Source organism: Streptomyces sp. NBC_00885, assembly GCF_045207475.1.
GTDB lineage: Bacteria > Actinomycetota > Actinomycetes > Streptomycetales > Streptomycetaceae > Streptomyces.
The window spans coordinates 3,943,945-3,955,965 of sequence record NZ_CP108796.1; the positions used below are offsets into that span (position 1 = coordinate 3,943,945).

Annotated in this window: 9 protein-coding genes and 1 pseudogene; 2 read left to right on the forward strand and 8 right to left on the reverse strand. The window is 71.2% G+C overall.

Annotation, left to right across the window (positions count from 1 at the left end):
* Positions 1 to 16 precede the first annotated feature (16 nt).
* The gene (locus tag OHA61_RS17830) at positions 17 to 2,077 is read left to right on the forward strand and encodes a serine/threonine-protein kinase (protein ID WP_406303858.1); all 2,061 of its coding nucleotides are present in this window, start codon (positions 17 to 19) and stop codon (positions 2,075 to 2,077) included.
* A 19-nt stretch (positions 2,078 to 2,096) separates the two neighbouring features.
* Here OHA61_RS17830 and OHA61_RS17835 read toward each other — a convergent pair whose 3' ends face one another.
* Both OHA61_RS17835 and OHA61_RS17840 read right to left on the reverse strand, forming a co-directional pair.
* Positions 2,097 to 3,857 carry a serine/threonine-protein kinase gene (locus OHA61_RS17835; protein ID WP_406303859.1) on the reverse strand — a complete coding sequence of 587 codons (1,761 nt, stop codon included), beginning with the start codon at positions 3,855 to 3,857 and terminating at the stop codon, positions 2,097 to 2,099.
* Between the two features lie 227 nt (positions 3,858 to 4,084).
* Complete coding sequence (locus OHA61_RS17840; RefSeq protein ID WP_361902399.1) at positions 4,085 to 5,368, reverse strand: adenylosuccinate synthase; 1,284 nt, start codon at positions 5,366 to 5,368, stop codon at positions 4,085 to 4,087.
* Between the two features lie 153 nt (positions 5,369 to 5,521).
* Between OHA61_RS17840 and OHA61_RS17845 the strand changes: the two genes are divergently transcribed.
* Positions 5,522 to 6,358, forward strand: coding sequence for a diacylglycerol kinase (locus tag OHA61_RS17845; RefSeq protein ID WP_406303860.1), 837 nt, complete (start codon positions 5,522 to 5,524; stop codon positions 6,356 to 6,358).
* 31 nt (positions 6,359 to 6,389) lie between these two features.
* On the opposite strand, the pseudogene OHA61_RS17850 reads toward OHA61_RS17845, so the two are convergent.
* The 6 genes and pseudogenes from OHA61_RS17850 to OHA61_RS17875 all read right to left on the reverse strand — a co-directional run.
* Positions 6,390 to 6,734: pseudogene (locus tag OHA61_RS17850) on the reverse strand (GbsR/MarR family transcriptional regulator); the annotation flags it as partial.
* A 36-nt stretch (positions 6,735 to 6,770) separates the two neighbouring features.
* Positions 6,771 to 7,544, reverse strand: a complete 774-nt coding sequence (locus OHA61_RS17855) for a hypothetical protein (RefSeq protein WP_406303861.1) — start codon at positions 7,542 to 7,544, stop codon at positions 6,771 to 6,773.
* Positions 7,545 to 7,703: 159 nt separating this feature from the next.
* The gene (locus tag OHA61_RS17860) at positions 7,704 to 8,906 is read right to left on the reverse strand and encodes a cytochrome P450 (RefSeq protein WP_406303862.1); all 1,203 of its coding nucleotides are present in this window, start codon (positions 8,904 to 8,906) and stop codon (positions 7,704 to 7,706) included.
* A gap of 51 nt (positions 8,907 to 8,957) precedes the next feature.
* Positions 8,958 to 9,617, reverse strand: a complete 660-nt coding sequence (locus tag OHA61_RS17865; protein WP_324979054.1) for a response regulator transcription factor — start codon at positions 9,615 to 9,617, stop codon at positions 8,958 to 8,960.
* Complete coding sequence (locus OHA61_RS17870) at positions 9,614 to 10,957, reverse strand: sensor histidine kinase (RefSeq protein ID WP_406303863.1); 1,344 nt, start codon at positions 10,955 to 10,957, stop codon at positions 9,614 to 9,616. Before OHA61_RS17870 ends, OHA61_RS17865 begins: the two co-directional genes overlap by 4 nt.
* Before the next feature lie 105 nt (positions 10,958 to 11,062).
* The gene (locus tag OHA61_RS17875) at positions 11,063 to 11,941 is read right to left on the reverse strand and encodes an alpha/beta hydrolase (RefSeq protein ID WP_406303864.1); all 879 of its coding nucleotides are present in this window, start codon (positions 11,939 to 11,941) and stop codon (positions 11,063 to 11,065) included.
* Positions 11,942 to 12,021 lie beyond the last annotated feature (80 nt).

A 12,021-nucleotide genomic window follows, 5' to 3' on the forward strand; every position in this document is an offset into this window, starting at 1 on the left:
TCGTAGGCTTTCGCGCATGGAACAGCTCGCGCCCCAGGATCCGCCCTCCATAGGTGAGTACAGTCTGCTCGGCCGCCTCGGCGAGGGCGGTATGGGCCGGGTCTACCTCGCGCGTTCCGCGGGTGGCCGGACGGTCGCCGTCAAGCTCATCAAGGCAGAGCTCGCCGGGCAGCCGGAGTTCCGTCTCCGCTTCCGGCAGGAGGTGGCAGCCGCACGCCGGGTCGGCGGGGAGTGGACCGCGCCCGTGCTGGACGCGGACACCGAGGCGGCGGAGCCGTGGGTGGCGACCGGGTATGTCGCCGGACCCTCGTTGCTGCACGTCGTACGGGAGAGGCCGCTGCCTCAGGAGTCGGTGCGGACACTCGCGTACGGGCTGGCCGGCGCGCTGCGGAGCGTGCACGGGGCCGGTCTCGTGCACCGGGACCTGAAGCCGTCCAACGTCCTTGTCACCATCGCCGGTCCCCGGGTCATCGACTTCGGCATCGCCCGCGCGCTGGAGAACGCGTCCGACGAACTGACGCAGACCGGCGTGGTGGTGGGGTCGCCGGGCTACATGTCGCCCGAGCAGATCCAGGGCGAGCGGGTCGGTCCCGCGGGCGACGTCTTCTCGCTGGGTTCGGTGCTGGCGTACGCGGCGACCGGGCGGCTGCCGTTCGGGCGTTCGGACACCGGGATCCACGCGGTCATGTTCCGCATCGTGAGCGAGGAGCCCGATCTGAGCGGCGTAAAGGGGGAGTTGCGGCAGCTGATCGCGGACTGTCTGGCCAAGGACCCGGCACAGCGGCCGACGCCCGAGCAGATCGTGGAGCGCACGCGCCCCGCCGATCCGGCCGCGCCCTGGCTGCCCGCGGCTCTGATCGCACAGCTCGGGCAGCACGCGGTCGCGTTGCTCGACGCCGATACGCCGTCGAGGGGCGCCGTCGCGCACCCACCGGCGTACGCCGCCGCCCCGGCACCCGCAACCCCCGCACACGCAACCCCCGCGCCCACAACTCCCGTGCCCGGAACCCCCTCGGGCGCCGCCCCCTACGGCCCCTGGGTACAGGCCCACCTCACGAGCGCCGACGCACCCGGCACCACCGGCACCACCGGCACCACCGGCACCACCGGCACCCAGGCGCGCAAGCGCTCCCGGCGGACCGTGGCGATCGCCGGTGTCGCCGTGGCAGCGCTGCTGGGCGCGTCCTTCACCGCCGTCACGCTCCTGCGCGCTGACGGAGACACGGTGAGCAGCCGACCTGGAGGCGGCGGGCCGACCACCGCAGCGTCCGGCGCGGCCGGGCAGGGCAAGGGCAAGGGCAAGGAGTCGCTGTCGTCGTCCGAGCCCGGGAGCGGGAGCGGCGCGAGCGCGGATGCGAAGGACCCTGCGGCCAAGGACCCGGCGGGCAAGAAGCCGGGAGCGCCGGGAAAGCCCGCCGGACCGGCCGCGCTGCCCGCCGCGTATGCCGGGTCCTGGACCGGCAGCGTCTACCGCGACGGCGCGGACACCGGGTCGGAGCGCCGGATCACCCTCTCCCCCGGCACGGTCGGCGACACGGTCGTCGCGAGCATCAGCGTGGGCGAGAGCTACCTGTGCAAGGGCACCGGCAAACTGCTTGCGGCGGGCGGCGGTTCGATCCGTATCGACACCGGAGTCACCGCGAGCACGCCCGCCGGAAAGTGTTCCGCCATCGGCGAGCAGACCCTGACGGCGCGCTCCGACGGCACCCTCGCCTGGACGGCGAGCGGCGGCCGGACCTCGACACTGCGCAGGGCTGGCTCCGACCGGATCCCGGGAAGCTTCCTGGGCTCGTGGGAGCGGTCGCTGAGCAGCTCGAAGGGTGCCCAGCGGCTGACCGTCAAACAGGGCGCCGTGGGCAGCAGCGCCGTCACCTTCACCACGACGACGGACGGCGCGACCTGCACGTCGGACGCCGAGCTGTTCTCGGCGGGGGACCGTGTCGTGATCGGTCCTTCGCGGGTGCTGAGCGGTGACTGCGCGGCAGCCGGGTCGTCGGTCCTGACGGTGAGCGGCGGCACGCTGACCCGGTCCTTCCTCGACACGGGCAACTCGCCGCGCGAGTACCGGCGTCCATAAGAACGGGTCGACAAGCAGCTCAGCCGCCCTCGGCCGGCATGACCCGGGTCACCTTGCCCTTGGGGTCGGCCTCGAGGTAGGCGCTTTCGTAGTCGTCGGCCAGGTAGACGGCGAGGTTCGGCGGCGTGTCGAACGTTTCGTTGCGCCCGTTGACGATCAGGTAGCGCGAGGTCGGCTTCTTCACGTTCAGGTCCTTCTCGGCCCTGGCCAGCAGAGCAGGGACGACGTCCCAGTCGAATTCGTCCAGGCTGAACGGGAGTTCGCCGCCCATGAGCGTGCTGCTGATGATGCCCTTGGTCGCCCCCTCGCCGGCGCGGTAGGTCCAGCTGTCGTAGCGCTTGTCGCTCCCCTTGACCATGACGGACACGGAGATGTGCTCCGGGTAGACGGTGAAGTCACCCGCCCTGTTGGTGCCTGTCTTCTCCTTGATCTCCTTGATCGCCATCCGGATGCCGGCGGGCGTGAGCAGGTCGACCTTCTCCGTCTTCTCCGGCTCCGACTCCTCCGGCGAGGCGGAGGTTGTGGAGGTCGGTGTCGGGGTCCGCGGGCTGGAGGTCGAGGAGTCACCCAGTGAGCCCGTGGCATCGCCCTGCCCGCCGCTGTCCGGCAGCAGGGACCACACCAGGACGCCGGCCAACACGGTCGCGGCGACGGACGACGCGATCGCGATCCGGCTCTTCGCACGGGTGCCCGTCCGGGGCGGTGTCTGCCGTGTAGGACCCATCGGGTAGGGGGTCGCCGGCCCCATGGGGCCCGGCACTGCATCATGCGGAGTCGCGGGTCCGAAGCCCATCGGCGGCCCGAACCCGGGCGGTGCGGGCGGCGGGGTCGCAGTTCCCGGCAGCGGGGTCGCCGATCCCGGCAGAGGGGTCGGTGCGGGCGACGGGGGCGTCAGCGGGTACGACGTGGTCCCCCCGGTCCCGCTCGGTGTGCCTGGCTCACCCTGAGCCACCTCCGCGAGCATCCGGTCGACGGTCTCAGGGTCCGGCCGCGCGGCCGGGTCCTTGACGAGAACGGCGGCCAGTACCCCTGCCAGCGCACCCGCCCGGCGAGGAGGCGGAAGCTCCTCCTTGAGCACGGCGGCCAGGGTCGCCAGCGTCGTCCCTCTGCGCAGCGGATGGTTCCCCTCGACGGCGACGTACAGCATCATCGCCAGTGACCACAGGTCCGAGCCCGGGCCGCCGTCGTCGCCGGAGATACGCTCGGGCGCCATGTAGTCGGGCGTGCCGATGATCGACCCGGTCATGGTCAGCGAGGTCGACTCCCGGATCGCCGCGATGCCGAAGTCGGTGAGGACGGGGCGCCCGTCGGGCCGCAGCAGGACATTGGCGGGTTTCACGTCACGGTGCTGGATGCCGACGTCGTGCGCGGCCCGCAGCGCGGCCAGCACGTCACGCCCCATCCGGGCCGCCTCGACCGGCGTCATCGGCCCCTTGTTCAGCCGGTCCTGGAGCGATCCGCCGGTGACCAGCTCCATGACGAGCCACGGATAGGTGTGCTCGGCGCCGTCCACAATGTGGTGGATGGTCACCACGTGGGGATGGTTGACCCGGGCGAGGGCCCGCGCCTCCCGCAGCACTCTCTCCCGCAGCATCGCAGCGGCCTCGGGGTCGTGCTCGGCGAGCCCGGGATCGGGCGGCCGCACCTCCTTGAGGGCCACGGCCCGGTCCAGCGCCAGATCCCGCGCCCGCCACACCATGCCCATACCGCCGCCACCGAGCCGGGCCTCCAGCTCGAAGCGCCCGTCGATGACCCGTCTTCCGGATTCCCCGTCGCTCATGGGCGGGAGCCTACGAGGTGCCGGTGACACAGCCCTGCGCAGGTGCCCCCATCGTTATCCGGCCGACGCGCTCTGCGCCGGCGTGCGTGGGTCGCACCGAGGAACTCGCGGAAAGCACCGGGCCGTTCACCACCAAGGTGACCTGGTGCAACGCCGAGGGCAGACAGGAGGCGCCCCGCACCATCCGGGGCGCCCCTTGTCCGTATCCCTGCTACGACAAATCCCTGCTACAGGAACGAGTTGATCTCGATCGTCTCGGTCCGGCCGGGGCCCACACCGATCGCCGAGATCGGTGCGCCCGACAACTCCTCCAGCGCCTTCACATAGTCCTGCGCGTTCTTCGGCAGGTCGTCGAAGGTCTTCGCCTTGGTGATGTCCTCGGACCAGCCCGGCAGGTACTCGTACACCGGCTTCGCGTGGTGGAAGTCGGTCTGGGAGTACGGCAGCTCCTCGACCCGCCTGCCGTCGATCTCGTACGCGACACACACCGGGATCTGCTCCCAGCCGGTCAGCACGTCCAGCTTGGTGAGGAAGAAGTCGGTCAGGCCGTTGACCCGGGTCGCGTACCGCGCGATGACCGCGTCGAACCAGCCGCAGCGCCGGTCACGGCCGGTTGTCACACCGCGCTCGTGGCCGATGCGGCGCAGCGCCTCGCCGTCGTCGTCGAAGAGCTCCGTCGGGAAGGGACCCGCGCCGACGCGCGTGGTGTACGCCTTGAGGATGCCGATGACCCGGCTGATCTTCGTCGGACCCACGCCCGCGCCCGTGCAGGCGCCGCCCGCGGTCGGGTTCGAGGAGGTGACGAAGGGGTACGTCCCGTGGTCCACGTCGAGCAGGGTGCCCTGGCCGCCCTCGAAGAGGACGACCTTGCCCTGGTCGATGGCGTTGTTCAGGATCAGCGTCGTGTCGGCGACGTACGGCTTGATCTGCTCCGCGTACTGGAGCATCTCCTCGACGATCTTCCCGGCCTCGATCGCGCGCCGGTTGTAGACCTTGGCGAGCAGCTGGTTCTTGGACTCCAGCGCCGCCTCGACCTTCTGCTCCAGGATCGACTCGTCGTAGAGGTCCTGGACGCGGATGCCGACGCGGTTGATCTTGTCGGCGTAGGTCGGGCCGATGCCGCGGCCGGTCGTGCCGATCTTCCGCTTACCGAGGAACCGTTCCGTCACCTTGTCGAGGGTGACGTTGTACGGAGTGATCAGATGGGCGTTACCGCTGATCAGGAGCTTGGACGTGTCGACGCCACGGTCGTTCAGCCCGCTCAGCTCGGAGAGCAGAACCGCAGGGTCGACGACGACGCCGTTGCCGATGACCGGGGTACATCCCGGCGAGAGGATTCCGGAAGGGAGGAGATGCAGCGCATACTTCTGGTCGCCCACGACAACCGTGTGGCCGGCGTTGTTGCCGCCCTGATAGCGCACCACATAATCGACGGATCCACCGAGGAGGTCGGTGGCCTTTCCCTTGCCCTCGTCACCCCACTGAGCACCGAGCAGCACAAGTGCGGGCACAGGCGTACACCCCTTCCGGGCGGGGCAAGACCAAGGTCAGGGGGCCTGAGCCGTGCCTGAGTCTTCGGACCGGTTGCCCCGGAATAGACGAAGCCCCTGGCGCAATAGCGCAAGGGGCTCTTGCACAAAGATGCTACCCGAGGAAGGACCGAGGTGTCGGCTCACGACCAGCTACTGGTGGTCATCGACCCGGTCGCCCGCCGGAATGACGGCGAGTCCGTGCGGATCGCGAAAGATGTGCTGTGTGGCGGGTCGGAGGCGAAAATCTGTCTCCCCGAGGGGCCGGAGGAATTCGCGCGGGCACTGGCCCGCAGGGGGTCGCGCAGGCCCGTCGTGGTGGGTGACGACCGGACGCTGCTGCGTGCGGTGGCACTGCTGCACCGCGACCGCTGGCTCGGCGACGGGGCACTGGCGATGGTCCCGGTGGGGCCTTCCGTAGAACTGGCGCATGCGCTGGGGGTGCCGCGGGGGGCGGTGGCGGCGGCACGCGCGGTGCTCGACGGGGCCGTACGGCGGCTGGATCTGCTGGTGGACGAGAGCGACGGGGTGGTGCTGGGGGATCTGGCGATCCCGGCGGCCGCGGTGCCGCCGGCGGTGCCCACGGCGAACGGCGCGCCGGGCGGGTCCGTGTGGGACACCTGCCGCTCGCTGGTGCGCACCCTGGTCCGGCCGGCACCGCCCGCTCCCGCGGTACGGACCCACCGGCTGCGGGTGGAGGCCGACGGGGTGCTGCTGACGGATCTGGACCGCCTGGTGGAGGCCGTGACGGTACGGGCGGGGGGCGGACGCGCGGAGGTGACGGTGCGGCACGGCGCCCACGCGGAACCGGTCATGGCGCGGGCCCTGACGGTGACGGTGTCGGGCGCGGACTTCCGCTACCGGGCGGACGCGCTGATCACGGGCCCGGTCCGGACCCGGACATGGACGCTGCGACCGGGTGCGTGGGGCCTGACCCTGCCGTCGACGGCGGGCGCGGCGGGGGGCGGGTAGGGCCGGGGCCGCACAGGCGGGAGCGGCGGGATCAGGCAGTGCCCCGCGCGTCGCGGTGCTCGCGCCAGCGTTCCATCATCGTCGCCAGTTCCTTCTGCACGAACGCGAAGAACTCCGCCGTCTCCCGCAGCCGGCGGCCCGCCGGTGTGTCCTCGCCCAGGCCCGCGATGCCGTCCCGCAGGGTGACCTCCCACCGCTTGAGGATCTGGTCGCGGTTGGTCAGCGCCTCGTACCACTGGTCACTGCTGACCCGGTAGCGGTCACGCCGCGAGCCCGGTTCGCGTTCGCGCGTGACCATGTTGACCTGGCTCAGATAGCGGATCGCGCCCGAGACCGCCGCCGGGCTGATCGTGACTCCGAGTGGCGCCGGGCTCATCGGCCTGACAAGCCGCCGGCCCGGCGCCCGAGCTCGTCAGCCGGTGCAACCCTCAATGGCCGCGCTGCAGTTGTTCGGGGTGTTGCCGGTGACGGCGGTGGCCAGCAGGGACACCGAACCGCTGCTGTTGTTGATGCCGCCATCGGTGTCGGCGCCGCCCACCGAGGTGTTCAGCGTCACCGCGGAGTAGTTCATCAGGACGGTGCCGCCGAGATTTGCGACGCCGCCCCCGGACAGAGCGGTGTTGTTCCGTACCGTGGACGCGTTCAGCGTCAGCGTGGAGCTTGAGAAGTTGGCGATACCGCCGCCGACATCGGCGGTGCTGGTGTGCACCGTGGAGGCGTTCAGCGTCATCGTGCCGGCGTTCAGGACGGCGCCGCCGTAGAAGTTCGCGTTGCTGTCGCGCACGGTGGAGGAGTTCAGCGTCACTGTGCCGTTGTTGAGGAGACCGGCGCCGTTGTCGGCGGAGCCGTTGGTGATGTCCATGGCGGTGATCTGCACATGGGCGCCCGTGCCGACGGACAGGGTCGTACCCGCGGCATTGCCGTCGAGAACCGCGCCGTTGAAGCCGATGAGGCTGAGGTCCTTGTCGACGGTGAAGTTGCCGGCGCAGGTCCCCGCAACCATGATCATCGACCCCGGGTCCGCGCTGTCGATCGCGGTCTGGAGGTTCTGGGCGGGGCAGTTCACGATGGCCTGGGCCGAGGCGGGGGCGGCCGAGACCACTCCCGCCGCGGCCGCGGTGACCGCGACGGTCACGGCCGGCGCCCAAAGGCGCCACGCTGCGCGAGTCGCTCGCATCTTGAGCATGCTGTTGTCTCCTGTTCGTCGGCCGGGTCGCCCGGCGCGAGGGCATGGGTGCCCCAGCCGGTCGACAACCGCAACCCGGGCAGCGCACCCGTCCCACGAACGGCCGGAGACGATGACCTGCGTGGGCTAAGAACAGGGCTATCTCTCGACGCGCTGCTCCTACAGCTCCACGCGCAGCTCCTCGAGACCGCGGATCACGAAGTTCGGCTTGCGCTCCGGCTCCGCCGCCGCACGCAGCGTCGGAGCCTGGTCCAGCAAGGCCCCCAGGGACGCCGCCAGTTCGATACGTGCCAGGGGCGCGCCGATGCAGTAGTGGATGCCCGCGCTGAAGGAGATGTGCGGGTTGTCCACGCGGGACAGGTCCAGGGTGTCCGGGTCGGCGAACACGTCCGCGTCGCGGTTGGCCGAGCCGAAGAGCAGTGCGACCTCGGAGCCGCGCGGGATCGTCGTACCGTCGATCTCGATGTCGTCCAGGACCCAGCGCTCGAAGAGCTGGAGCGGGGTGTCGTAGCGCATCAGCTCCTCCACAGCCGTGGACAGCAGGGAGCGGTCGGCACGCAGGGCCGCCAGCTGCTCGGGGTGGCGGAACAGCGCCCACCAGCCGTTGACGGTGGCGTTCACCGTCGCCTCGTGGCCCGCGTTCAGGAGCAGCACGCAGGTGGAGATCATCTCCTGCTCGGAGAGCCGGTCCCCCTCGTCGTGCGCGGCGATGAGGCCGGAGATCAGGTCCTCGCCCGGCTCCTTGCGGCGGACGGCGATCAACTCCCGCAGGTAGGCGGAGAATTCGACGGACGCCCGCACGGCCCGGTGCGCCGTCTCCTGCGACGGGCTCAGCTCGTACATCCCGCAGATGTCCGCCGACCAGGGCCTCAGCTGCTTGCGGTCGGACTCCGGGATGCCCAGCATCTGGGCGATGACGGCGACCGGCAGCGGCTCGGCGACAGCCGTCAGCAGATCGCCGCCGCCGTCCGCGACGAGCGCGCCCACCAGCTCGGAGGCCAGGGCCTGGACGTACGGGCCGAGCCGCTCGACCGTGCGCGGCGTGAACGCCTTCGAGACCAGGCGCCGGATACGGGTGTGGTCCGGGGGCTCCAGGTCCAGCATCCCGTTGTCGTTGAGCGTGTGGAACGGCTCGTGCTCGGCGGGCGGCGGCGTACGCCCGAACTCCTCGTGGGTGAAGCGGTGCAGATACGTCCGGCCGAGCCTCCGGTCCCGCAGCAGCGCGGAGACGTCGGCGTGACGGGGGACGAGCCACTGGCGGGTGGGCTCGTAGAAGTGGACGCGTCCGCCGGCGCGGAGCTCGGCGTAGGCGGGGTAGGGGTCGGCAAGGAATGCGGGTGACCAGGGGTCGAAGGCGGCCATGGCCCGACGCTAGCCGAAGGTACGGCCGCACCCCAGCCCCCGGGAAACGCCTTAGCCGGGCGTGACCAAGCGTGCCTCGTACGCGAACACCGCCGCCTGTGTCCGGTCCCGGAGCCCCAGCTTCACCAGCACCCGGCTCACATGCGTCTTGATCGTCGACTCGGCGACCACCAGATGCGAGGCGATCTCCGCGTTCGACAGACCCTGCGCGATCAGCACAAGGACCTCCGTCTCGCGTTCCGTCAGGTCGCCGATCTGCGCCAGCGCGGGCGGCCGCGGGGTCTGGGAGAGCTTGGAGAACTCCGTGATCAGGCGGCGCGTCACCGTCGGGGCGAGCAGTGCCTCGCCGGCCGCCACCACCCGTACGCCGTCGGCCAGTTGGCGTGCGGAGGCGTCCTTGAGCAGGAAGCCGGAGGCTCCCGCGCGCAGCGCCTGGTACACGTACTCGTCGAGGTCGAAGGTGGTCAGCACCAGCACCTTGGCATCGGCGTGCGCCGAGACGATCTCGCGGGTCGCCTCGATGCCGTTCAGCTCCGGCATACGGATGTCCATGAGGACGACGTCGGGGGCGAGCTCGGCGACCCTGGCGACCGCCTCGCGGCCGTTGACGGCCTCGCCGACGACCTCGATGTCGGGCATCGCGTTCAGCAGGACCGAGAAGCCCTCGCGGACCATGATCTGGTCGTCGACGATGAGGACGCGGATCGTCATGAGGTCTCCTCGGATGCGGTCTCGGCCGCGGCGACGGGAATGAAGGCGGTCACCTCGTAGCCGCCGTCCTGCGTGGGCTGCGCGGTCATCTCGCCGGCGAGCATCGACACACGCTCCCGCATGCCCGTGATGCCGTGCCCGGCCCCGGGCGAGGGCTTGACCAGGCCCCGGGGCGCGGTGTTCACGACCCGCAGGCCAAGGCCCCCGAGGACGTAGGAGATCTCGATCTTCGCCGTCGCTCCGGGCGCGTGGCGCAGTGCGTTGCTCAGTGCCTCCTGGATGATCCGGTACGCGGAGAGCTCGACGCCCTGTGGCAGCGTGCGGACCGCGCCGGTGATCGTCTTCTCCGTCTCCAGGCCCGCTTCACGGACATTCGCGAGCAGGCTGTCCAGGTCGCCGAGCACCGGCTGCGGTGCGTCCGGGGCCTGGTAGTCCTCGGCCCGTACGACTCCGAGGATCCGGCGCAGCTCGGTCAGCGCGGCCACCGCGTTCTCCCGGATCGTGGCGAACGCCCGCTCCAGCTCGGGCGGCGGGTTCTCCACCCGGTACGGCGCCGCCTCCGCCTGGATCGCCACCACCGACATGTGGTGGGCCACCACGTCGTGCAGCTCACGCGCGATGGTGGTGCGCTCCTCCAGCAGCGTGCGCTTGTCGCGCTCGACGGCCGTCACCGTCTGCTGGGCCGCGACTTCCTCCTTGGCCTCGCGGCGTACCTGCCACACGGTCACCACCAGCAGTACCAGCGCGGCGACGAAGAGCATCTCCGGAACGTTGGAGCTCATGCCGCGGGAGAGCACGACCTCGGCGAACAGGCCGTATCCGGCGGTGAGCAGCCACATCCAGGCCGCGGTCCGCGGCCGGGTCCGCAGCGCCACCACGGTCATCACCGCCAGATGCGAGACAAAGCCGCTGGGCGACCACGGCCAGTCGCCGTAGTAGCCGGAGGTGACCCCCAGGGGCGTCGCCGCCAGCGAGAGCCAGAACGCGCCGACCGGCCTGAGCAGCGTCATCACCACGGCGGCCGCCGGGATGAACCCGGTGAGCACCATCGCCGGTCCTACGCCCTCGCCGCCGTAGGCCAGGAGCAGCGTGAACATCGCCACGGCGCCGACCGCCGCATGCGGCATCCAGGCCGCGTAGTCGCGTAGCCGGCCCGGGAGCCGGCGGGTTATCGGCCCGTCCGTGCGCCGTCGCGGCAGCGGCCGGTAGGCGAAGGCATCGTGGAAGAGGTCCTGGCGGAGCCCGCTCAGGGCGCCCACGGCCAGGCGGTACTCGGGGCTGCGGTTCGTCTCGGTCACGTACAGAACGGTAAGCGGACGGACGGACGCGGTCGTCAGCATCGCTGCGGATCCTGCCGCGTCCGTCCTGAGTACTACCTGCGTCGACTCGCGGTACTTCCTGGTCAGGCGCGTCCTCCAGGCGGAACGTGTCCGCGTGCTCACGCGTTACCAGGCGAGTTGAGCGATCTCCTCCGCGACGACCGCGCACGCGTCGGCGGCGGGATCGATGAGGGGGAAGTGGCCGACCTCTTCGAGGAGGGTCAGCCCGACCGTCTCCCCCGCCTTGGCCGCGGCGTCGACGTACGACTCGGAGACTGCGTCCGGCACGACGATGTCGGTGCGGCCCTGCACGACGGTCGTGGCAATGCCCGTCGGCAGCAGCGCGGCCGGATCGGCGTGCGCGCTCCTCGCCTCGAACTCCGCCTCGCCGCCGAGGAGTTGGGTCACCGCACCGCCGCACACATCGAGCTCGACAGCCTTCGCGAAGTCCGCGATCGGGGCGAGCACGACGACCCCGCGCAGCGCGGGCGGCCGCTCCAGCCGCCACGGCGACCCGACGGGCAGCACATGCCGCGCGGCGGCCCACAGCGCGAGATGCCCGCCCGCGGAATGCCCGGTCACCACGATGCGCCGGACGTCTACCTGCGGCAGGGCGCTCCGCGCAAGGGCGGGCAGGGCGTCCATCAGCGCGGCGACATCGTCGAAGGTCTCCGGCCACCGCCCGGCGACGGGCCCGCTCCCGTGCTGCTGCGGAATCTCGCGCCCGCGCCGGTACTCGACGTTGGCGACGGCGAGCCCGCGGCGGGCCAAAAAGTCCGCGAAGGGGGTGACATGCCACCGGTCGTACGGTGCGCGCCAGGCGCCGCCGTGCAGCACGACGACGAGGGGCGCACCGGACTGCCCGCCGCGGGGTGCGTAGAAGTCGACGACCTGGTCGGGATGGTCCCCGTACGCGGCGGACTCGTCCGGCGCGACGACGGGATGCGAAAGCATCGAATCGAACTCGGCTGCGTCGCGGGCGGCGGGGTCGACGGGGTCCGGCATTGCGCTCCAGCCTTCCTGCGGAGTGGCGGAATTGACCTGACCAGCGGGGACGGTACCAGCCCGGCGGTGCCGGTCCTTCC

Coding starts and splice junctions, on each gene's coding strand:
- OHA61_RS17830 (WP_406303858.1), top strand. CDS start 17: ATGGAACAGCTCGCGCCCCAGGATCCGCCCTCCATAGGTGAGTACAGT.
- OHA61_RS17835 (WP_406303859.1), bottom strand. CDS start 3,857: ATGAGCGACGGGGAATCCGGAAGACGGGTCATCGACGGGCGCTTCGAG.
- OHA61_RS17855 (WP_406303861.1), bottom strand. CDS start 7,544: ATGCTCAAGATGCGAGCGACTCGCGCAGCGTGGCGCCTTTGGGCGCCG.
- OHA61_RS17860 (WP_406303862.1), bottom strand. CDS start 8,906: ATGGCCGCCTTCGACCCCTGGTCACCCGCATTCCTTGCCGACCCCTAC.
- OHA61_RS17865 (WP_324979054.1), bottom strand. CDS start 9,617: ATGACGATCCGCGTCCTCATCGTCGACGACCAGATCATGGTCCGCGAG.
- OHA61_RS17870 (WP_406303863.1), bottom strand. CDS start 10,957: ATGCTGACGACCGCGTCCGTCCGTCCGCTTACCGTTCTGTACGTGACC.
- OHA61_RS17875 (WP_406303864.1), bottom strand. CDS start 11,941: ATGCCGGACCCCGTCGACCCCGCCGCCCGCGACGCAGCCGAGTTCGAT.